Genomic DNA, 22,009 nt, shown 5'->3' on the forward strand with positions numbered 1-22,009 from the left:
TTGTAAGCTGTTTTTGCTATCCTTTTGAGAAAGGAGGTACTGATGACTATGGAAATATTGAAAGTACAAGATTTATGTAAAACTTATGGCAAGGGTGAGGCGAAAGTCGAAGCGTTGAAGAAGGTTTCCTTCTCCCTGGATAAAGGCGAATTTGCTGCCGTTGTGGGTGAATCCGGTTCTGGCAAAAGCACATTACTGAACTGTATTGGAGCTTTGGATACCCCTACTTCCGGCCACATTTGGATTGATGAACAAGACCTGTTTTCCATGAAAGAGGAACAGCGCACGATTTTCCGCCGTCGTAATATCGGCTTTATCTTCCAATCCTTTCAGTTGGTTTCCGAGCTGAATGTGGAGCAGAATATCATGTTTCCGCTTCTTTTGGACTATCGCAAACCAGACCCGGCAGCAGTAGAAGAAATTTTGGAACTCTTGGGACTTACCGAGCGTCGACATCACCTGCCGAGCCAACTATCCGGCGGACAGCAGCAGCGTGTTGCCATTGGCCGGGCGTTAATCACAAAGCCCAAACTGATTCTGGCAGATGAACCTACTGGCAATCTGGACAGCAAGAATAGTCAGGATGTTATCGCCCTGCTTACGCAGGCGTCCCGTCGCTATCAGCAAACAATCCTGATGATTACCCACAATAAGGATTTGACTGCATCCGTTGATCGGGTGTTCCGGGTATCAGATGGCGTTTTGACGGATTTGGGAGGAAAAACAAATGAAGCATTATCTTGACCTTGTTCCCATATCCGCAAAAATCCACAAGAAGCAAAGCAGAATGTCTATTTTCTGCATTGTGCTGGCGGTATTTCTGGTTACAACTATTTTTGGAATGGCAGATATGTTCATCCGCAGCCAGATTTTGCAGGCACAGCAGGAGTCTGGGAATTGGCATATTGCCATTAAGAATATCAGCAATGAAGAAGCAGCAATTATTGCTTCACGCCCTGATATTGAAGTATTTTCACCGTATGGCGTACTCAATTATCGTGGAGATTTAGGCTACACTTTGGGTGGAAAAGATGTAGCGATATGCGGTTGTGATGAAAGCTATATAACTGAAATCTGGACTGACCAACTTGAAGAAGGTGTTTTTCCACAGACAAGTAATGAAGCGTTGGTGACTGAAAATGCAAAGCAGATAATGGGTGTTGCGATTGGTGATCCCATTGCCGTAGAAACTCCTGATGGCGATAAACTGAATTTTACCATATCAGGATTTATGAATAATACCGCCTCGATCATGAGTGGCGACTCCTACGGCATCATTTTGAACACAGAGGATTACTGCGCGATTTATCCGAATGTATCAGACGGGGAGCCGAATGATTACGGCATTATGTTTTTTACTCAATTTGCAAACACAAGAAATATACAAGGGAAAATTGCAGATTTGAAAGAACAATGCAATTTATCGAATGAACAAATATCTTCCAACAACAATCTGCTTGGATTGCTTGGACAAAGCCGCGTTCCCTTTTTGTTACAGGTTTACTTGGCTGCGGCTGTATTGTTTGTACTGGTAATGTTAGCTGGTATTATGATGATTGCAAGCAGCCTGAACAGCAATGTAGCCCAGCGTACCGAATTTTTCGGCCTTATGCGCTGTATCGGTGCAACACCAAAACAGATTATGCGCTTAATACGGAAAGAGGCGCTTAGTTGGTGCCGTTTGGCAATCCCTGTGGGTATTTCCATCGGTATAGTTGTCATTTGGGTCTTATGTGCGATTTTGCGTTTCCTAAGTCCGGAATTTTTCAAAGCGATGTCTACATTCGGATTTAGCGTACCAAGTATTCTTGCAGGAATCGTTGTGGGCTTGGTAACGGTTTTGTTCGCTGCCTATTCTCCGGCAAAGAAAGCAGCAAAAGTATCTCCGTTGGCAGCGGTTTCCGGTAATGCAAACGACTTGGAGCCTGCAAGAAATGCTGCTAATACACAACTGCTTAAGATTGATACAGCACTTGGAATTTATCATGCAAAAGCAAATCGGAAAAATCTGTTTTTGATGACAAGCTCATTTGCTCTCAGTATTATCCTTTTCCTTTCATTCTCTGTAACAGTTGAGTTCATGCAGCATACCTTAACACCGCTCCAACCTTGGACAGCAGATTTATCTATCATAAGCCCTGATAACGCCTGTGCTATTGACAAAGCATTACTTGATGATCTAAAGGAAAATCCTGTTGTGGATTTAGCGTATGGAAGAAAATTTGCATACGAGGTTCCGTCTGTCACAAACGGTATTGAAAAAAAGATGGATTTAATCTCTTATGAGCAGTATCAATTTGATTGGGCAAAGGACTATTTATTAGAGGGTTCTCTGGAATCTGTGCAAACTGATTTAGGGACGGGCTTAATTGTTTATAATTCGCAGAACACAATACAAATAGGCGATACTGTATCGTTGAATACAAACGGACAAAGTAAAGAAATCCAAATCGTGGGAATGTTGTCCGACTGTCCGTTTTACAGTGCCGCCGGTGTTGGAACAATTATTTGTTCAGAGGATACATTTGAACAAATTACTGGCGAGTCGAAATATACGGTTATTGATGTGCAGTTAGTGAAAGGCACAACAGACGAAGATGTTTATGTGATCCGCCAAATGGTAGATTCCTCATTTACTTTCGCTGATGAACGCATGGGTAACAGCAGTACCATGGGAACTTACTATTGTTTTTGGCTGTTCATCTATGGATTCCTCGTCCTAATTGCAATGATTACAATTTTTAACATAATCAATAGTATTTCCATGAGTGTGTCTGCACGGTTGAAACAGTATGGCGCTTTCCGTGCTATCGGCGTTAGCATGGGACAGCTAAGTAAAATGATTGTTGCAGAAGCCTTCACCTATACCATAATCGGCGGTGTAGTTGGTACGGTGTTGGGACTGTTTTGTAACAAGCTATTGTTTGGAATGTTGATAAGTTATAGATGGGGGGATGCTTGGACTCCTCCATTACCAGAGGTAGCTGTTATTCTGTTGATTGTCGTAAGCTCTGTAATTCTGGCTGTGCATGGGCCAATCAAGAGAATACGCAATATGTCCATTGTTGATACAATCAGCGCACAGTAATTCTACTTTTGAAGCGGGTGGCTTTAGAAGCCGCCCACTTTTGTCTTACAAATTCGTAAGTTGAAATTCACCTGTTTGTAAGCTGATTTTTTTATAATTAAGTTGATGAAAGAGAGGAAAAAATGAAAAAAATCCTTTCCACCAGAGTATTGGTGAAGATTTGTGTATTAACAACTATACTGCTGGTTTTGATAATCTATACTATATGGGGCAATTCAGCATTGATGGTAAGTATGGTTAATATCTCCAGCGATCGCATAGCATCTGCCTTTTCTAATTTTCGGATTGCACAAGTGTCCGACTTGCATAATGCTGAATTTGGAGAAAGCAATACAGAATTGATAGAATTGCTGTCTGAACACGAACCGGATATTATTGTGATAACTGGAGATTTAATCGATGCTGGACATACAGACATTGAGATTGCGTTTGATTTTATAAAACAAGCTGTTCAAATAGCCCCTGTCTACTTTGTAACTGGAAACCACGAAGCTAACTTCTCACATTATGATCAATTCAAAACAGGGCTTGAAGCGTCTGGCGTAACTGTCCTTGAAGATGAAGCAATACAGTTAGTGCATAACAACGAAATGATTACCCTTATCGGGCTTTCTGATTCTGACTTTACGATTAAGGGCGATATGTTTAATGAAGCGCCAGCCATGGTCAACACAAAATTGAATAGCCTTATTGATGACGAAAACAGTTACACTATACTGCTATCACATCGGCCAGAGTTATTTGAAACCTATGTATGCTGTGGTGTTGATTTGGTTTTATGTGGTCATGCACACGGAGGGCAGTTTCGATTACCTTTTATTGGGGGGCTCGTTGCCCCCAATCAAGGACTGTTTCCTAAATATGATTCCGGCCTTTATACAGACGAAAAGACAAATATGGTTGTTAGCCGCGGCCTTGGAAATAGTATTATTCCATTCCGATTTAATAATCGTCCAGAGGTTGTATTAGTAGAACTTAACACCGAATAACGATACTTCAACCGAATATTGAAATGATCTGCCGCACGACGGCAAAAGAAAAAAGCCGTCGTAGAGCAGACAATTTGACACGCCCATTTGAAACGGCGGCTTTGATTTTCAGAGCCGCCGTTTCTTTTCGTCTACCTTAAACCAACGACGACCTAATACCGTGTAAATCCACGGCGGCATATAGGAGGATTGCCGCCGTGTCTATTTTTGCCTTTTTTCACAGTACACATGATCTACACCAGCTAAAAAAAGCGTAGCTCCCCCTCCGGGACAGTCTGGTTATAAATGTGAAATCAGGCAGTACATAAATGAATATGTAACTTCATGCGTTCGTGTGGCTTCATGCCGCCCGGGCGCTTTTGTGTTCTTATGGGGCTGCTTCGGGTCATGTTGGCCCGAAGCCATTCCCCGGTGCCGCTCCCCGCCGCCTTCGTTTCGGTCACTCGTCAACCAACAACCGAAACGGAGGTCAATATGGCTATTATCAATTTGCGGGACTATTACCCATTCTATACATCGGATTGCTTCATGGAAGTATCGGAAGAAGTTGCAGAAATGTTCAAAGAGTTTGATCGTAAAGAGGCTGCCTACCGGCTGCGTACATACCGCCACAAAGCCTACTATTCCCTTGATCGGGATGACGGGCTGGAGCATGAAGCTGTCTTTGTTGCCTTATCTCCCCATGAACTGTATGAGCGGAAAGTGACCATGCAGGAACTTCACGCAGCGATTGCCAATCTGCCGAACAAACAGGCAAAACGGATTTATGCTCATTTCATTCTCGGCATGACCAAACAGGACATTGCCCGGGCAGAGGGCGTCCATGAAAAAGTGGTTCGTGTCGCAATCGAGCGAGGTCTGCGGCGCTTAGAAAAAATTTTGAAAAATTCTTTGTAAGGCGTACCGATTTAGACCGGAAAATGAAATGGTTTATGAGAGGCAAAACACTTCGGGTCACAATGACCCGAGGTTCAGACAAGCCTCATGCAGATTGAAAATTGAATAAAAAGACACCCGGATACGAAGGGGAACGCGCTGTGTGACAGACCCGCCATGACCTCGGATTTCAGAGAGTACAGTCTTTGTAAAACTGAGCGAGCGAACAGGTCCATGCCATAGGTGGGGCAAGGCTGGCTCCACCGGAACAGGCGCAGGCCCCGGATACTTGCGTTTAGTCACAGTCCGAGCGTTGAAGCGGCCTTGCAAGCCGTGAGCCGTCGCAGGCAATGAGAACGCCTTGCCATCAGAATGGGGAGAGTTGAAATACTATGGGGCATGAAGCCTATGTCCGTCCGATGTGTCTGAAATGAAGTGAAAACCTATGGGGAGCCCCCGGTAATGCTGTCTGATGATAGGCCAACCGATCCGGCGTGGCTCCCCATCTTTTCAAACAAGGAGCATTTTATGGGAAATGCGTTTGGAATGATCCCCGGCTTGGAAACGGACGAATGGAGCAATGACGCCTGCCGCGGTTATGTCATTATGGCAATGGAGGACTGCGGATTTTCAAAGAAGGATATACGGCGTGTTGTCGGGCAGCTTTATGAAGTATTTGACCTCAACAGCGTGGAGGACGCCAAAGAAAAGTACCATTCCAGTCCTTACTGAGCTCGGGCCATATCGACCCGAAGTGGAGAAAGCTCAAAGGGCGGCACCTGCTGGGTGCCGTCTTTTGACATTTCCCCACGGGACAAGTGGGAAAGGCAGGCATATACACGCACTTTCGCAAAGGAGGTTTTCAATGACGCAAGCTGTCACTTATGAACGAGAAACAAAGTCTGTCGCATTTCAAGGGAAGATCATTGTGCTGGAAAGCCTCACGCCGGTACTTCCCCCGAAGGAGAAAGCACAGCGCAAAAAAGAAATTGAGCGTTGTCTTTATGAGGTGTTCCGCAAATATGGGGACAGATTTCCCTAATTATTCGCAACATTGTTGTCCGGGGCTGCTGATGGTATAATATAGTTGTAAGGTTGGTAGCTCCATTCCAACAAGGAAAGGAGCCCAATATGGAATTTATCAGAGAAGATTGTATTTACGCAAGACAGTCAGTAGACCGCAAGGACAGTATCAGCATTGAAAGTCAGATCGACTTTTGCAAGTATGAATTGAAAGGTGGTAGCTGCCGGGTATTCAAGGACAAAGGCTATTCCGGTAAAAATACGGACAGGCCGGAGTTTCAAAAGCTGCTGGGCGAGATCCGCAAGGGAAAGGTCAGGCGGGTCATCGTGTATAAACTGGACCGTATAAGCCGCTCTATTCTGGACTTTGCAACGATGATGGAGCTGTTTCAAGAGTATGATGTGGAGTTTGTATCATCCACAGAAAAGTTTGATACTTCGACCCCGATGGGCCGGGCCATGCTGAATATCTGCATTGTATTCGCCCAGCTTGAACGTGAGACAATTCAGAAGCGTGTCACAGACGCCTACTATTCACGGTGCCTGAAAGGCTTTCACATGAGCGGACAGGCACCATACGGTTATCAGTTAGAGCCTACTGTGGTAGAGGGTATCCGCACAAAGAAAATGGTTGCCGACCCCGTAGCCGCCGACCATGTTCGGCTGATGTTTGAAATGTACGCTGAACCGGAAACCTCCTTCGGAGATATTACCCGATACTTCGAGGAACATGACATAAAAATTTATGGCAAATCCATGTTCCGTACATTTCTTTCCCAGCTTTTAAGAAACCCCGTTTACGCACAGGCCGATTTGGAGCTGTACGAATTTTTCAAAAGCCAGGGCGCAGCGATTATCAATGACGCTTCTGACTTTGCCGGAACAAACGGCTGCTATCTTTATCAGGGACGGGATGTGAAGGAGGACAAGGACAGGTGCTTAAAAGACCAGATACTTGTTATCGCTCCCCACGAAGCACTCATTTCCTCTGACACATGGCTGAAATGCCGGAAAAAGCTCATGGCAAATACCACCTTCCAGCAGGGGCGGAAACCGAAAAATACTTGGCTGGCCGGAAAAATCAAATGCGGGCATTGTGGGTATGCGCTGAAAGCCACCCATGTACCAAACAGTACAGGCTATTTCCGCTGCACCAAACGGACGGAAAACAAAGGCTGTCCGGGCTGCGGGAAAATCCGCAAAGAAGAATTTGAGCAATTCATTTTCTCGGCCATGCAGGAGAAGTTCAAAGACTTTCAGATACTCCACGGCAGGGAGGAAAAAGTCAATCCGAAGCTGACCACCTATCAAGTGGAGCTGGCACAGGTGGAGGCAGAAATTGAAAAGCTGCTGGATACGCTGACCGGAGCCAATGCGACCTTGCTTGCCTATGCCAACAAAAAAATTGAAGAACTGGACACCCGACGCCAGACCATTTCAAAGGCAATCGCCGAATTGAGCGTTGAAACCATATCGCCCCAGCAGATAAAGAAGTTGTCCTATTATCTCGACAACTGGGAGAGCATAGATTTTGACGACAAAAGAAAAGCCGCCGATGGTTTGATCTCTACGATCAAGGCCACCAGCGACCGTGTTCAGATAGAGTGGAAAATCTGATATTTCCGCTCTATCGCCCCTCATTTCTATTTTATCTCGTTTGTACCCCTTGTACACCGATGCTTGTAGTTCTTTATAAAAGGTAATTTTATTATATGTTTTCAGCAAATATATTTTTGATGCTATAAATAAGCCTAAATCCTCCAACATTTGCACATCTGTTTTTTCATTTAAGCATAAATATGAAAAAATAATCCATTTTTGAGCTGTAGTAAAATCACTTGCATCAAATTGAATATATTCAGATTGTAAAATTGAAAATAGCATTTTCTTATCTATATTAGCTTTTATATTATTTCTAATTGTAATACCATCTTTTTCCAATAATTTTGAAATTACAGTAGAAAGAATCTTTGGACTTCCATTGCATTTCTTATAAAGATACTCTATATCAGACGCTTCAAAATTTTTCAAGTCAAAAATAGGATCTAATATTTCAGTAAAATATATATAATTATCGAAATTATTAATTTTTATTTCTTTGTATGGCAAATTAGAAAAGATTGCTCGCTGTAAGTTTTCGCTAATATCTTCAGAAGTTGTAATAATACAACTTTTAAAATTCGCATTATCATAAAAATGTTTAAATATATTAAAAAAATGTTCTGCAGTTTCTAAATCACATCTGGAAAAGTTATCAATGCATATACATAGTTTTTTATTACTAAGAATAGAACGAATATATTGTACCAGTGTATCTTCTGAATTTACCTGTTTATCAGATAATGTAATAGCTGTATAGGTAACATCTAAAATAGTTGATACCATATTACTAATATTGGGAAATAAATCATTTGTAATTTCTTTGCTATTTTTATAAAAAGTATTGTAAAATTTTTTATATTCTTTTTTTACCATAGATAAAAAATCAATATCACTATATTTTTGTAATTCCAGAATAAATGATTTCAAAATATCAGATGCTGTACTATCATTTTTTATATTTATATAACATAAACAATAGTTTTCCCAACTATTATAAACAAAGTTAAAAAAAGTAGTTTTCCCAAAACCACTGTTACCTTTAATCCAAAGTGTTTGCTTTGTTACATTTTGAAAAAAATTATTTAATGATTTTTGTTCTTCATTTCTATCTACAAATCTAAAGTCAAATAATCCAGAAGCATTCATCTTTTGTTCCTTATAATATAGCAAATTTTATACTAATTAATAGATAATCATCTATTATCCATCAATTCTATTGATTTCAAGTATTATTATACCACATTTTATAATAACAAAAACTTATTAATCATTTGCATAATTTATTCCAAAAATGAAATTTTAAATTCCACCACCACATTTGGTGGTGGAATTTACTCCCGCACAGTAAAGGTTTACTCTTTCATATAAAAATGGTAAGGTTATCTTTCTTTCTGACAGCAGTAGAAAGAAGGATATCCATGAGTAAATATATTCCAGGAAACCAGAAGCACCTTTCCCTTGAAGACCGTATCTATATCGAAAACGAACTGAACAAGGGAGAAACCTTTAAGAACATTGCCCGCTTTCTTTGCAAGGATCCAACAACCATTTCCAAAGAAGTAAGGGCTCACCGTCTATCCGACTGGTATCACAAAGGTACTTTCTATAATGCCCATAACTTTTGTATTCATCGCTTCCATTGCCGGAAAACCAATGTCTGCGGAAAAATCATTCTCTGCGATGTAAAATGCACTTCCTGCCCCACCTGTAATCAAACTTGCAAGGATTTTGTGAAGGAACAGTGCAAAAGACTGGATAAGGCGCCCTATGTCTGTAATGGCTGCACAAAAAAGATAAATCATTGCACCATCGCCCAGAAATACAGATACGATGCACGTTTTGCTGATAGAAAATACCGTGAAAAGCTTTCCGGTTCCAGAGCCGGTATAAACATGACAAAACATGAATTACGCAAAAAGGATGGCATTGTTTCTCCTTTAATCGAGCAGGGACAATCTCCATATCAAATCATTACCAATCATCCAGAACTGGATATGTCAGTCCGTTCCTTGTACACCTATCTGGATCAAGGTCTGTTTACAGCCAGAAACATTGATTTAAAACGTAAGCCCGGCTTCAAGCCACGAAAGTGCCATAAAACACAGATTACAAACAGAACCGTCTTCGAGAAAAGGTTATTCAGTGATTTTAGTGAGCTGCAGTTATCCTCTTTTGTAGAAATGGATACGGTACACTCATCCAGAGAATCCAACAAGACGTTACTGACCTTTTTCTTCACTAAGGAAAAGCTGTTCCTTGCCTTTCTCCTGAATCGTTGTACTAAAGGCGCTGTCCGGCTTATTTTTGACCGTTTAGAAAAACGTATGGGCACCTATGAGTTCTTATCTGTCTTTGAATATATCTTGACAGACAGAGGTTCAGAATTCGGAGATCCTGTCGCTCTTGAAACAGGACTGGATGAAATTCAGCGTACCAGCATCTACTATTGTGATCCCATGCGTAGCGGACAAAAAGGAGGTCTTGAGCAAGCTCACACCATGCTTCGCATGGTGCTTCCCAAAGGAACTAGTTTTGAATTTTTGACACAATGGGATGTGAATCTAATCGTGAATCACATCAACTCCACTCCAAGGGAAAGTCTTAATGGAAGCACGCCTTATGACGCCGCATTAGAGACACTCGGAAAAGAAACCCTAAACGCATTTCAGCTTAAGCGCATTGACCCTGATTTGGTCAATCTAACGCCTAAGCTGATTCGCTTCAACCATTAACAACCACTTAGAAATCTGCTGTCGGACTGGAAATTAAACTTTCACATTTTCCTCACATGACCGGTGGAATTTAGTCTCGCACACTACCTTCCAGTGGTCCGTTTGTCATACCATCAAATCAGTTTTTTCCAAGAAGTTACTCCTATTATAACAGAAATAAGCGTTTTGAGCTTATAAAACTCTTAGAAAATCAAGAACTTTTAAATGAGTGTGGAATTTACTTCTGCACTGGAATTTACTTTTTCAAGTTAGCTGCATAATTTATTACTTTTTATAGGTTTTTGTTGTTTCTCATCAAACATTTTAGTCACCCAATATTCCTTCACTTGACTTTTAACAGTGAGCCTTTCTTCTTGAAGTACGATTTTACGAATAAAAAAGATACAGCTAAAGTATAGGTATATTTTGCCATTGAATATTTACTTTCTATAATATAAAATAATATATTAGATTGTTAAAATTCATGTTTAAAATTGTCTGTTTGGCTAGGAGAAAAAATGAATAACAAAGAAATGACACTTAATAGTGAAAGATGGAATTATATTGACTTAATGGAGTTTTTCGCATTATTCTTCGTAATAATGTATCATGCCACTCTTTATAACTATAATTTTCTTTCAGATAACAAAACTATTTATTATATCAGATATTTTACGAGAGCAATTATGTCAACTTGTGTTCCTCTTTTCTTTTTCTGTAATGGCTATCTTTTATTTAACAGGCCTTTTGATTTGCAAAAGCACATTATTAAAACCATTAAAATCATTTTGCTTACAGCTCTATGGGGCATTATAGGATTAATTATTTTTTCAGTTTATACACATACATCTTTAAATCTGCATGATTTTATATATAATTTGATTACTCTCAATCCACTCGGATGGATAAATCACTTATGGTTTATGGGTATTCTTGTTTTGTTATATATATTTGCACCACTACTTGTGAAAATATTCAAATCCAGTGTGAGAAATTTTAAAATTCTTTTGTTCATATTTTTTATTATAGGATTTGGTATCAAAGCTGTTGGATATACCGTATATGCTATTGGTATTGCAAATAATCAGAACATGCCTGAAATTATGCAGTTTGCTGAACATAATATTTTCAGAATGACACAGTTTTATGCATTCCCATATTTTACATTAGGTGGAATAGTATTTCATTGTAAAAACGCTATTTTAAAGATTAAACCATTATATAGAAACCTTGTTTCTGTGTTACTTATTATCGCAAATTGTTGTATGCTTTATTTAATGGCTGTTTTCTTTACAAATCATACTGCTACTGCCGAACCATGGGATATAGTCTGGTGTGGATATGACACTGTTTTTACTTTACTGAATGTATGCTGCATATTTGTATTATCACTAAATTACAATCATAAATTTAAACTTATAAAGAATATTTCCATAAATACATTAGGCATTTTCTTTATACATAATATTGTTATAAGGATCACAATTGATAAATTTGTTTGTCATGCATTTTTTCAAACTTTAATAGGAAATATTATTTACGTGTTGTTTGTCATGCTGCTTAGTTTGGTAATAGTATTTTTATTAGGTAAGATACCCATTTTAAGAAAGACCATTTCTTTAAGATAAAATTAAAGCCCTGTGCAATAATGATATGTACCCATAATCCTGGACACATATTTATGAACTAGGCTGAACACATGGATGCCACCCTGTATTGTACAGGCGGCATCCATTTTGTTTTTGCCTGAATTCTTTTGTTATTATAATAATCTATATATTCTGCAACCGCTTGTGAAAATTCTTCGAAAGAAGAATAGTTTTTTTCATAGCCATAATACATTTCATTTTTTAATCGTCCAAAGAATGTCTCCATAATACAATTATCATAACAATTACCTTTTCGTGACATGGATTGTATAATGCCATGTTCCTGTAAAGCATTTCTAAAATAAGCATGTTGATACTGCCAGCCTTGATCTGAATGAAATATCAATCCTTCAACTGAAGGAAATTTTTCAAATGCTTTATTCAGCATTCTTTTTATCTGTTCAAGATTAGGACTCATGGATAAATCATATGAGATGATTTCATTTGTATTCATATCTAGCACTGGAGAAATATAACACTTTCCCCATGAAAAATTGAACTGTGATACATCTGTGATCCATTTTTGTAAAGGCAAAGTTGTACTGAAATCCCTGTCTATTATGTTGTCAGCAATCTTACCAACTTCACCCTTATAAGAATGATATTTCTCCTTTGGCCTTTTTCCGGCTAGACCTGCTTCATGCATAAGACGCTGAACTCTTTTATGGTTCACCTGATACCCGCGATTAATAAGTTCCTGGTGAACCCGTCTTACACCATACCTGCGCTTGTTCTCAACAAAAACACTTTTTATTTCTTCTAGTATTTCTTGATTGCGTTCGGCAATAACATCGTTTCTGCTAATCTCAAAATAGTAAGTAGATCTAGCCATGTGCATTGCTTTAAGGAGATATTTTAATTGGTATCCGTTTTCTCTGAGTTTTTTGATGATTGCTGCTTTTTCGCCTTGAGTTGCGCAGCCCATTTTTCTTGCCTCAAGGCGATCCGTTTTTTTATTACTTCGTTCTCGACTTTGATATATTCGTTTTCAGCTCTCAAGCGTATCAGTTCTTCTCGTTCTGATTCTGTTAAAGGTAATGGATTTGTTGACTTCTTCATTCTTGATTCCTTTGTTGGACGTCCTTTTTTACTTTCTACTAATCCATTATATCCTTGTGATTTATATTTGTATACCCATTGATAAAGCATTCCTGAGTTAATACCTGCTTCTATGGCAACTTTCCTCTTTGGTATGCCTGCAATAACTTTTAAAACCAGTTCAAGTTTTTCTTCCGGTGTCCACACTTTATTGAACACCTTATGTTTTAAAACTTCTGGACCATGTAAATCAACCAATCCAGACCATTCTCGTATATGTCTTTTGAGAGTATCTGGATTCGCACCCTCTGGGATATCTGGATACGAACCTGAATGATACAATTCAACACACATCAGTTTAAACTCATAACTATAACGCATAAAAAAAACCTCCTTACTGGTTGTCCAGTAAAGAGGGTACATATCATAATAACGTGGGGTATTTTTGAGTATTTTTTATTTAAAAGTTAAAAATCTTTCATTTAATATTTTGCGCAAAAATCCCACAAAATAAAACTCAGTGTCTTTAAGAGAATAATTATTATCATACACATAATCGTAATGATATAATTCAACATCATCATCTGAGGAATTACCATATGTCTTTTCATCTTTATTACGTCTTATCAATAGTGTAACTATATTTGCCGCGTCAATCTTGTCTTTAAAATGATCAATCTCGGACCCTTCTCTTATATGTACGAACATAATTTCATAATCATTTTCCAAAAACTCTCTATGCTTTCTAAGTAAATATTCTGTTGATATATCACTATATTCACAAGCCATTTTTTTTAAATCCGATAGAAATTTTCTATCCTTGAGTTGCTTTGTTCCTTTCCATCCTAATATATATGCTGCTTCCTTTATTGGATCAACAGAAGAAACATTCATGGTTTTATAATATTTAGATGCAAAATCACATAAAGTATCTTTACCAACCCCTCCTGCTCCATTAATAACAATTATACATTTCATAATTTAACCTATTGGCTCTACTTTCTATAATACTTTGGATATTCCGGATACGTAAAACCACAAATACCCTCAAAATCATAAATCGTTGACATTCCTATGCTTGACAACGTATTTTTTAAATTATTTTCATCGCAAAAAAAAGGCAATTCTTTATAATCAACCAAAAATATACGAACCTTATCAGCATGTAAAAATGCTGCTGCCATTAGCTGATCATGACCTCTATAAATATAATAATGCTCTTCAAATAAAAAAGTTATTATTTCTGTATCAGTTCCATCCGCCTTAATTTCAAATTCTATATGTTTTATTGTTTCCGGATCAATAAAAGCCAATGATTCTGTTGGATACAATTCATTAATTCCTACCATCCGAACATCTAAAATATTCATAATTAATCCTTTCGCTACTATTACTATTTTATAGTTTTTAGAAAATCCTATTTATAAATTTTGCTTTAACGCCTCTAATATCAGCATCAGTATATTTTCCTGATTTTTGCATGTCCTCAATCAGTAAGCTTTCTTCGCTAATATCAGTATTATATTGTATATACAAATCTAATTCTCCAATATTTCTTTCGTTTCCTTTAATATACTGAATAATAGATTCATTACATTCATTTAATAATATATTTGCTGCTCTAAATGCCTGAATCGCAGTGCGCCTAACCCATGGATGATAATCTTGTAATCCCCATTTTAGTTCATTTGAGTATTCTCTTAAGAGCTCAGATTCTGTTATAAAATAATCAAATATAGCCATCCTATATTCTATTTGTGGGAAGTATTCAGCAAACAACAACTCTCTTCTAATGTCCGATTTTAAATTGCTTTCAAAATACAATTTACAATTTACCGATTTGTATCCTCTCCAATTTCCATATAAAGATGAAAGAATAAACTTAGCCTTACTATTTATGGGCAATCGTCCTCTTTCATTCTTTTTGCTAAGTTGACAGTACAATTGGGAATTAGTATATTTTTCAAAGTTGTCAAAAGTCTGACTCCAATTATCGCACAAGATTTCTTTCTTGCGTAATTCTCTTTTAAATCCATCAAAAGAACAACCATGATTACTTGCCGTTTTATATACTTCTTGTATCCCCCAACTATTTTCCATTAATGAAGTATCTAAAAAAACATGATAATCATACTCTAAATTATCCGATGCATAAAGATTCGCCAACCACACTGCATCTATTTTTTTAATTACTTTTTTTGAAACTAATTCTACTATTTTTTTATAAATTTCTTTATTACTCTTTATATCATATCTTGCACCAATTATACCAACACATTGTTCCTGCCATAATTCTGACTCAATCAGCTCATAAACAAGATTAAGTCTATGTGTTTCATCTTCTAAAAGAGAGATTGTACTGCCAACAGCCCTCCTTACCAACCAATTTACTTCAACCGGAAACACTGAATGTACATTTGAGCAATGAAAATATTCTTCAAATATATCTACTTCCATTGGTTCAGGAATATCACTAATTGCATACCAAAGTGCCTCTCTATATTTATCATCCCCGTTTTGCAACTGTAATAAAAATTTTTCTTTCAAATTATAATATCTAGATTCAATATTCACAGCTTTTTTCAGATAAATTTCCCCTGTTTTTCCTGCCGCAGTATTAATCTGTGATTTATTATATCGCTCTTGAATATATTTTTGCAGACTCCTCAATGTAAAGTCTTCATTATGTGTTTTTATATCTTTAATCCCATCGATTATAGCATGTGCAAACTCACTATTCTCCCCTTTATATGTTGCCATGTTTCTATTAGATGTAGCCGAAATTACTGATATCTGATGATCACCAACTATTGACGTAGCCGACTTAAGTCCCTCCCCGGAATAACAACAGTCTAAAATCAGAACAATATTGCAACGTATACTATCCAGCAAAGGAACAACATCATATATTAAAGAAACATAGCCACACATAATCTTTTCATTATAGTCAGAAAAAAGTAACGAAAAGTCTGTATCATTTCCATATTGTCTTATATTATCTGCATGACCACTGAAATATAACACCATTATATCTTGATCTTCAATAATTGAAAATTTTAAGCTCCCCAGTATATTAATAAACTCAGTAGCAGTAATGTCCTTTAAACAAATACTTGTATGATTTATAAAATCATCACCCATTATATTTCTAAATGCATCAAACACTCCTTCAGCATCATGACCAGCACACGAAATATCATCAAGCTCTTTAGCACACGGATATTGACCTATTCCAATTGAAACGATTGAAAGCACGATATTCTCCTTTACTCTATTGTAACCTCTATTTCAATATTAATATCTCCATTTGATTTCACTATAATCTTACTGTCCTCTACAGAAATCTGAATTAAATTTGCTTCCTTTTTCGTAAATATCTTTTTAACTGCCCTTGACACAATAGCTGCTATAACATTCACAGCAAGACCTTGAACTACACCAATCGCAAAATCAATAGCAACTGCTGTAGTAATTATCCCCTTCGTATTAGGAATACTCTCTTCATATTTCTCTATTTTAAATTCATCTTTACCATATGGCTCAATAATAGTACTAGCAATTTCATTAATCAATAATGATGAATCTGCATTATGTATATCTGAATTTATTTTAATATACTTCATTTATATCTCCTTTATCATAGGTATTTTTTGTAAGCTATTGCTTATATATTCTTTAATTGTATCTAAACTATCCAGGCTTAATAATAGAGAATATTTGTAATCCAAACCTGAAGATAACTGACAAATATATCCATCATTCTGTAAAACCCAATATGTAGAATACATTTCATTTTCCCTTGTTATAACTTCAATATCCTTTTTTAAAAAAGTCTTACATTTCGCCACAAAAATGTTAAATTCACCTTTTTTAACTGCATAATCATCAAATTCACTCTTTTTATTTAACGGATGAGGCTCTATTAAACACCATTCTCTAGGCAAAATATCATGTATTAGTGCCACAAATTCCTCTATAATATCTGTAGATAATATTTTCTGATTTATAACTGTATTAATTCGTATAATATCACACTTTTTTCTTTTTAAATCTGAACATAACTCAAGAGCTTTACTCATTGTATTATTATATGTCGAATAAAAATCACAAATATGGTTATTACTTCCATCCAGTGAAATAATTATTCTGCTAAATTTTTCCCAATTATTAACTAACCACTTGTAATTTTCACTAAAACCAATCCCTCTTGTCGTAATAGTGACATAAAATCCTTGTCTAATACACTCATTTACCAAGATTGACAAGTCCTTATATAATAGTGGCTCCCCTCCAGAAATATCTATTTTTTGTACCCCTAAAAGTTTCATACATAATAAATATTCCCTAACTTTAGAAATAGGCATATCTTCTAAAGTCTCTTTTTTTATACCTGCAAAACACGTTTTACAATTCAAATAACATTTATCTGTAATATGCCACACAATTTGTGGCAAAATCGAATCTTCCATTGAGTCTTCAAATACATTGAAATCAGAGTTATATTTTTTCTTCATAAGTAATTTCCAAAACGATTATTTATCCTTTTTACATAATCTATGTTACAATATAACAGAAAAACATATAATTGTAAAGCAGCCAAACAGATGCCTAAACTAAATGCTTAGGTGCATCAATTACTGCATATCTTGCAATTTTATCCCTTTCTTCTTTACGAATTTTTTCAGCAAACTCTGTAATCTTATTACATATCCACATATAAGCAGTAGTTCCATCCGTATAATCAGCTTCCGCATACATATTAATTCGCCCATCAGCACGCATTTGTTCAACCTGTTTCATCGCCTTCATATTTCCTTTCGGGTAAATTGCAAATGTCGCTCCACCATTTTTATTCACAAGTGAAAATGCAGGAATATCACTTGGTCCGTCAGCAACGTACAACATATTGGTAAAATGAACTCTTCTGTAGTCCTCCGGAATTTTTGTATTAACCTGTACCCCTTCACGTCCATCTTCACTATGTACGCCCTTATTTATTTCAAATAAAGCTCTTGTTTTACTTGTATTATCAATTGTATATCCCACTTCTGAAATACATACATCCCCATCATTATCTTTTCCCTCAATAAGTTCACATCCCCATACATGTTCTACAAAAGGCATGATGGATGAGCCTTTTATTATTTGAGTGAAACCAGTACTCACAATATAATGTTCCACTTTAATATCATATTCTTTGTATACTTTATTTTCCTCGATTAGTTTCTTCGTTTTTTCAAAAATTTCTGGAATTCCATCATAAAATTTTAATTCACTTCCAAATTTATACAATTTTTCATTATTTAATCCCTTAAATGTTCCATTTTTCGCATATTTTATAAATTGATTTAAATAAATTGTATCAGGATTAACCAAAACATCCTGCTCTTTTTTATATTTTTGCGGTAAACTGTTAACCTCATTCCAAAACTCCTTAGAATCAATTTTATATTCCTCAAAAATAGGATCCTGCATGTATCCATCTACAAGGGTCTTATCAAAATCCCATACTACTGCAATAATATTAGCCATAGAAATCCTCCCATATTAACGGTATATAATATTGTACAAAATTTTTCTTAATCAAAAGTATAATCAGGTATTCAATTTAAATGTCAAATCAATAAAAAAGCCAATTCTCTAAGTATAGAATGTGAACAAACCTCTGGCTTAGCCGGCGGTTGGACAAGGTAAGAAATCATAAACACTACCTCAGGAATTCAGCTTAGTTAAAGCGTTAAATTCTGCAGTGGTTTTAATTATGCAGTCTTTTTAATTTCTATATCCATAATACCAATACCAATATAGTGCGTTCACCAGATTTTTTAATTCAGCAGATGAATTTCCACTATTAATGACCTTCTGTGAATAGCTGAACGGACCATAGTCCAGCTCTAAAATACAGGCCTTATTCTTTTCGGTGACTTTGCATGCATAATTACTATTCAGGTTGCGTGCCATTATTCCGTTTATATCTACACAATACACCCCATCTGAAGCCTTTTTAGGTGTCAGACTGACTTCATTGCCATATGCATTAACATAGCTGAACTTGTAATTGTTTATATCACAGCCTTCGTTCACCATAAAATAATGTCTTACTGTCATCTCAGACTTACATATCAGAGAGCTTCCGTAATATGTCAGTCCATTACTCTGACTATTTGCACTATCTGTTTTAATGACAGCCTTATATGCAGCAAAATCAGCTGCTGCGACAATTTTATCGGTATCGCTTAAAATAGCGTTTGCCGGCTTGCCTGTGTTATATTTAAAGAAGCTCTGCGCTGCCGTTCCATAGTTTAAGAGTGCCTTCACCAGCTTAATGGTTTCTTCCGGATACTCGTTTGATTTTGACAGGAGCTCGGTGGCATATTCTTTTACACTGTAAGTGTATTCATTTCCACTATTACCATCCACCACCATTTTGGCTTTAACAGTATCTGACATCTGTGCAGCATTTAGTGGACATGCAAACTTATATATAACCTTTCCGTTTTTCTCAACAGGGATTGCATCGTTTACGCTGACCTTATATGGCTGGCTATTATTCACCGTAAACTCCATATATGCGTTGCTGTTTGATTTGATACTTTCAGGAAGCTCCATATAGTAGTTCATATCAATATTATCTTTTAAAGTAAGGCTTCTGCCAACAAGCTTCTCAGAATCTTTTTCTACATTATTGGCGGTAAATGCTTTAATACAGAAATTACCATACACATTCTGATAATTCCAACTGCTGGAATATGCCAACCCTGTCCCATAGAAATAATAGCTTGCCGTATTATCACTTGACGCATGATTCTCCCACACCATTTCATTATTATAATTTACATCCCCGGTCATCGCTGCCTCAATGTCAACGGCAGGTGTATCAGTAGTCACTACAACCGAATAGTTTGTCCCAGGCTTCAGATTAACCGCTGATTTAAGTGGAATTGTGTATACTCCGGCATAGGTTGTCTGCCCTGTAGTGGTAGCAGTCTCCTGCTTTGTTCCGCTGGTTGGCTTTGTCTTATCCTTTAAATCTGTATAAATCTCTATTGTATAATTAACATTTGTTTTAGATGTAATAGACAGGGAAACTGCTTTTAAGTCCTCAGAAGATACTCCCTGTTTTGTCTGAGTAGTAAAAACATTGGCCAATTTCCTGTAACTGCTTTGATGGGCTACATTTAATCCTCCATCAACCTGATAATTGTTATCATATCCATCATTAGCAGAAAAATCAAACACCCAAGCCGTATCGGATAAAGAAAAAGTTTCATATGACATCCAAAAATAACTCTGATTATAATATGAACCGGTTCCGTCTCCCCAACTATTACGAATAAGCCATGCACCATCTTTTTCAGGTTTAACACCATCTCTGAAATTATCTTTAGAATAGTTATCATCCCATCCAACAACCATTACCGCATGACCTGCTCTGTTATTTGTTTTATCATTATAACTGTTATTTATGTAATGATATCCGGTATCATTATGACTATACATAATTCCCACTGCACCATATTTTTTTATGGCTTTTTTCACATCTGATGCATTTTCCTTGATATTAATCATGTATGTATTTTCCAGATGTGCCTTATCCTTTGAATATGCATATTCATCAGATAAACCTGTATTAAGAAAAGTATCAATAGTGCTTGCTGTATATCCGTTGCTTGCCACCTTACTATATGGTACATCACTCTCGCTTACCGGACCACACCACTGTCCCATTCTGCGTGCCGCCATCAAATAGTTTCCACCACGATTGAGATAACCATACTGAACACTTGTATTATTCATATAGTACTTTGCATAGTCCCCCACTGTTCCACCAAGCGGATCTAACAGCGAATTATATGCATAATACGCCAGATGCAGTTCACTAAGATCTATATTTTTATCAAACGCACCATCATTAATCAAGTCAAACTCTGCAAGACCTATTGACGAAAATGTCCAGCATGTGCCAAGAGGATTTTGATTACGAACAGACGGATATTTCGCCTTGATATCGCTGACTCCATTTGCCGGATACTTGCTCTCTATAGTTTCATCTGCAGAATATCCCCAATCATCAGAATACGGCACCGACTCATCCGGTTCATACACCGGTGTATTATAATCCAAATCACTCAGAATATATCCACTTGTAATGCTATTTTCTACAATTGGCTGTTGTTCTGCTTCAACGCCTTGCCCTGCTGACACCGGTTCTGCTGCGACCGGAACAGCCACACCTAATATCATAGCCGCACTTAACACCAATGATAAAAACTTTTTTGTCTTCATTCGACTTCCTCCATTAAAATAATCTGCTACACTTATATCTAGTATATCGGATTACCATGTAAAATACAATTACAATGTATCGTTCTCCATTGTATTAACTCCTCTTACGTTTCTTCTTCAAATGTAGGTAAAACCACATCTGGTATCCCATACGCTTCAGTTACTTTTTTAACCGTCTTTCTAAGTGGTGCTAGAAAGCAACTACCAAAAAATTTTACGGTCTATAACCACCATTATATGCATAGGTTAATACCGCGTCACATTAGTCAACCGGTATAATTGGAAGCTCTATCACTCCGTTATCAGATTTCTGTTCATTATTATTACTCATTCCTGAATTGTCATTATCTGAATCATTATTATTATCGGTGGTTTTTGATGAGCTCTTTGTATCTTTCAAGCTTTTGCCCGTTTCTTTTGTAGTTGTTGAACTTTCGTCAGAATTCTTTGTATCACCAGATTTGTCCTTATCATCGACTACTGTTGCTTTGTCTTTTGAGAAATCTGATGAATTCTTATCCACATTACTAGTCTCTGTATTTTCTGTATCCAATATCATCTCTGTAGCTGATACTGTCTCTGTGGCTATTTCTGAGCTTGTTTTATTTTCAAGTTCCATATTCTTTGCAGGCAGTGCTGCAACTGTAATTGCTATGCCAAAAATCAATATCACTATTGTGCTAACCATTTTTTTGTTAAACTTAAATTTCATTTTCTATATCCTTTTTATGTAATTCAATTTTTATG

The 22,009-nt window shown here is 36.9% G+C and carries 19 protein-coding genes and 1 pseudogene; 9 read left to right on the forward strand and 11 right to left on the reverse strand.

The genetic code is table 11. The features are described from left to right. The first annotated feature begins 48 nt into the window (after positions 1–48). The 7 genes from EUBREC_RS12260 to EUBREC_RS12285 all read left to right on the forward strand — a co-directional run bounded on the left by EUBREC_RS12260 (position 49) and on the right by EUBREC_RS12285 (position 7,593). Entirely contained in the window at positions 49–744 is a 696-nt protein-coding gene (locus EUBREC_RS12260; RefSeq protein WP_041254460.1) for an ABC transporter ATP-binding protein, read from the forward strand. Further along, positions 728–3,088, forward strand: coding sequence for an ABC transporter permease (locus EUBREC_RS12265; RefSeq protein ID WP_012741664.1), 2,361 nt, complete (start codon positions 728–730; stop codon positions 3,086–3,088). Before EUBREC_RS12260 ends, EUBREC_RS12265 begins: the two co-directional genes overlap by 17 nt. A 122-nt stretch (positions 3,089–3,210) precedes the next feature. Beyond that, on the forward strand, positions 3,211–4,077 hold the full coding sequence (locus EUBREC_RS12270; protein ID WP_012741662.1) for a metallophosphoesterase: 867 nt from the start codon (positions 3,211–3,213) through the stop codon (positions 4,075–4,077). Positions 4,078–4,551: 474 nt separating this feature from the next. After that, entirely contained in the window at positions 4,552–4,974 is a 423-nt protein-coding gene (locus EUBREC_RS12275) for an RNA polymerase sigma factor (protein WP_172622356.1), read from the forward strand. A gap of 507 nt (positions 4,975–5,481) precedes the next feature. Next, positions 5,482–5,685: a hypothetical protein gene (locus EUBREC_RS12280; protein WP_118709570.1), complete on the forward strand. Its 204-nt coding sequence runs from the start codon at positions 5,482–5,484 to the stop codon at positions 5,683–5,685. A 133-nt stretch (positions 5,686–5,818) separates the two neighbouring features. Next, the gene (locus tag EUBREC_RS17770) at positions 5,819–5,995 is read left to right on the forward strand and encodes a hypothetical protein (protein ID WP_165483719.1); all 177 of its coding nucleotides are present in this window, start codon (positions 5,819–5,821) and stop codon (positions 5,993–5,995) included. 89 nt (positions 5,996–6,084) lie between these two features. Continuing rightward, the gene (locus EUBREC_RS12285; protein ID WP_041253887.1) at positions 6,085–7,593 is read left to right on the forward strand and encodes a recombinase family protein; all 1,509 of its coding nucleotides are present in this window, start codon (positions 6,085–6,087) and stop codon (positions 7,591–7,593) included. A gap of 561 nt (positions 7,594–8,154) precedes the next feature. Here the strand turns inward: EUBREC_RS12285 and EUBREC_RS18205 are convergent. After that, positions 8,155–8,724 (reverse strand): annotated as a pseudogene (locus tag EUBREC_RS18205) (P-loop domain-containing protein); the annotation flags it as partial. A 272-nt stretch (positions 8,725–8,996) separates the two neighbouring features. Here EUBREC_RS18205 and EUBREC_RS12290 point away from each other — a divergent pair. Next, a complete protein-coding gene (locus EUBREC_RS12290; protein WP_022293574.1) occupies positions 8,997–10,310 on the forward strand; it encodes an IS30 family transposase in 1,314 nt (437 codons plus the stop codon). Positions 10,311–10,807: 497 nt separating this feature from the next. Beyond that, entirely contained in the window at positions 10,808–11,917 is a 1,110-nt protein-coding gene (locus EUBREC_RS12295) for an acyltransferase (RefSeq protein WP_012743500.1), read from the forward strand. Between the two features lie 58 nt (positions 11,918–11,975). Here the strand turns inward: EUBREC_RS12295 and EUBREC_RS12300 are convergent, their stop codons facing one another. From EUBREC_RS12300 to EUBREC_RS12345, 10 genes are all read right to left on the reverse strand, one after another. After that, positions 11,976–12,863, reverse strand: coding sequence for an IS3 family transposase (locus EUBREC_RS12300; RefSeq protein ID WP_080515343.1), 888 nt, complete (start codon positions 12,861–12,863; stop codon positions 11,976–11,978). After that, entirely contained in the window at positions 12,794–13,357 is a 564-nt protein-coding gene (locus EUBREC_RS17775) for a helix-turn-helix domain-containing protein (protein WP_041254193.1), read from the reverse strand. The genes EUBREC_RS12300 and EUBREC_RS17775 overlap by 70 nt, the downstream gene beginning before the upstream one ends. A gap of 75 nt (positions 13,358–13,432) precedes the next feature. After that, positions 13,433–13,954 (reverse strand): hypothetical protein, encoded by a 522-nt coding sequence (locus tag EUBREC_RS12310; RefSeq protein WP_012743503.1) that lies wholly within the window; start codon positions 13,952–13,954, stop codon positions 13,433–13,435. Positions 13,955–13,971: 17 nt separating this feature from the next. Further along, positions 13,972–14,346, reverse strand: coding sequence for a hypothetical protein (locus EUBREC_RS12315; protein WP_012743504.1), 375 nt, complete (start codon positions 14,344–14,346; stop codon positions 13,972–13,974). A 37-nt stretch (positions 14,347–14,383) separates the two neighbouring features. Then, positions 14,384–16,231, reverse strand: a complete 1,848-nt coding sequence (locus EUBREC_RS12320) for a caspase family protein (protein WP_012743505.1) — start codon at positions 16,229–16,231, stop codon at positions 14,384–14,386. An 11-nt stretch (positions 16,232–16,242) separates the two neighbouring features. Continuing rightward, positions 16,243–16,599, reverse strand: a complete 357-nt coding sequence (locus tag EUBREC_RS12325; protein ID WP_012743506.1) for a hypothetical protein — start codon at positions 16,597–16,599, stop codon at positions 16,243–16,245. Continuing rightward, complete coding sequence (locus EUBREC_RS12330) at positions 16,600–17,490, reverse strand: radical SAM protein (protein ID WP_012743507.1); 891 nt, start codon at positions 17,488–17,490, stop codon at positions 16,600–16,602. A 94-nt stretch (positions 17,491–17,584) separates the two neighbouring features. Next, positions 17,585–18,508: an HAD family hydrolase gene (locus EUBREC_RS12335; RefSeq protein WP_012743508.1), complete on the reverse strand. Its 924-nt coding sequence runs from the start codon at positions 18,506–18,508 to the stop codon at positions 17,585–17,587. Between the two features lie 240 nt (positions 18,509–18,748). Beyond that, on the reverse strand, positions 18,749–21,262 hold the full coding sequence (locus EUBREC_RS12340) for a C1 family peptidase (RefSeq protein WP_012743509.1): 2,514 nt from the start codon (positions 21,260–21,262) through the stop codon (positions 18,749–18,751). Between the two features lie 262 nt (positions 21,263–21,524). Further along, on the reverse strand, positions 21,525–21,974 hold the full coding sequence (locus EUBREC_RS12345; protein ID WP_012743510.1) for a hypothetical protein: 450 nt from the start codon (positions 21,972–21,974) through the stop codon (positions 21,525–21,527). Positions 21,975–22,009 lie beyond the last annotated feature (35 nt).

It is taken from the genome of Agathobacter rectalis ATCC 33656 (assembly GCF_000020605.1).
GTDB classification, from domain to species: Bacteria; Bacillota; Clostridia; order Lachnospirales; family Lachnospiraceae; genus Roseburia; species Roseburia rectalis.

Excerpts from the sequence above, each read along its gene's own strand:
- EUBREC_RS12260 (WP_041254460.1), top strand. The coding sequence starts at position 49 with ATGGAAATATTGAAAGTACAAGATTTATGTAAAACTTATGGCAAGGGT.
- EUBREC_RS12265 (WP_012741664.1), top strand. The coding sequence starts at position 728 with ATGAAGCATTATCTTGACCTTGTTCCCATATCCGCAAAAATCCACAAG.
- EUBREC_RS12270 (WP_012741662.1), top strand. The coding sequence starts at position 3,211 with ATGAAAAAAATCCTTTCCACCAGAGTATTGGTGAAGATTTGTGTATTA.
- EUBREC_RS12275 (WP_172622356.1), top strand. The coding sequence starts at position 4,552 with ATGGCTATTATCAATTTGCGGGACTATTACCCATTCTATACATCGGAT.
- EUBREC_RS12280 (WP_118709570.1), top strand. The coding sequence starts at position 5,482 with ATGGGAAATGCGTTTGGAATGATCCCCGGCTTGGAAACGGACGAATGG.
- EUBREC_RS17770 (WP_165483719.1), top strand. The coding sequence starts at position 5,819 with ATGACGCAAGCTGTCACTTATGAACGAGAAACAAAGTCTGTCGCATTT.
- EUBREC_RS12285 (WP_041253887.1), top strand. The coding sequence starts at position 6,085 with ATGGAATTTATCAGAGAAGATTGTATTTACGCAAGACAGTCAGTAGAC.
- EUBREC_RS12290 (WP_022293574.1), top strand. The coding sequence starts at position 8,997 with ATGAGTAAATATATTCCAGGAAACCAGAAGCACCTTTCCCTTGAAGAC.
- EUBREC_RS12295 (WP_012743500.1), top strand. The coding sequence starts at position 10,808 with ATGAATAACAAAGAAATGACACTTAATAGTGAAAGATGGAATTATATT.
- EUBREC_RS12300 (WP_080515343.1), bottom strand. The coding sequence starts at position 12,863 with ATGGGCTGCGCAACTCAAGGCGAAAAAGCAGCAATCATCAAAAAACTC.
- EUBREC_RS17775 (WP_041254193.1), bottom strand. The coding sequence starts at position 13,357 with ATGCGTTATAGTTATGAGTTTAAACTGATGTGTGTTGAATTGTATCAT.
- EUBREC_RS12310 (WP_012743503.1), bottom strand. The coding sequence starts at position 13,954 with ATGAAATGTATAATTGTTATTAATGGAGCAGGAGGGGTTGGTAAAGAT.
- EUBREC_RS12315 (WP_012743504.1), bottom strand. The coding sequence starts at position 14,346 with ATGAATATTTTAGATGTTCGGATGGTAGGAATTAATGAATTGTATCCA.
- EUBREC_RS12325 (WP_012743506.1), bottom strand. The coding sequence starts at position 16,599 with ATGAAGTATATTAAAATAAATTCAGATATACATAATGCAGATTCATCA.
- EUBREC_RS12330 (WP_012743507.1), bottom strand. The coding sequence starts at position 17,490 with ATGAAGAAAAAATATAACTCTGATTTCAATGTATTTGAAGACTCAATG.
- EUBREC_RS12335 (WP_012743508.1), bottom strand. The coding sequence starts at position 18,508 with ATGGCTAATATTATTGCAGTAGTATGGGATTTTGATAAGACCCTTGTA.
- EUBREC_RS12340 (WP_012743509.1), bottom strand. The coding sequence starts at position 21,262 with ATGAAGACAAAAAAGTTTTTATCATTGGTGTTAAGTGCGGCTATGATA.
- EUBREC_RS12345 (WP_012743510.1), bottom strand. The coding sequence starts at position 21,974 with ATGAAATTTAAGTTTAACAAAAAAATGGTTAGCACAATAGTGATATTG.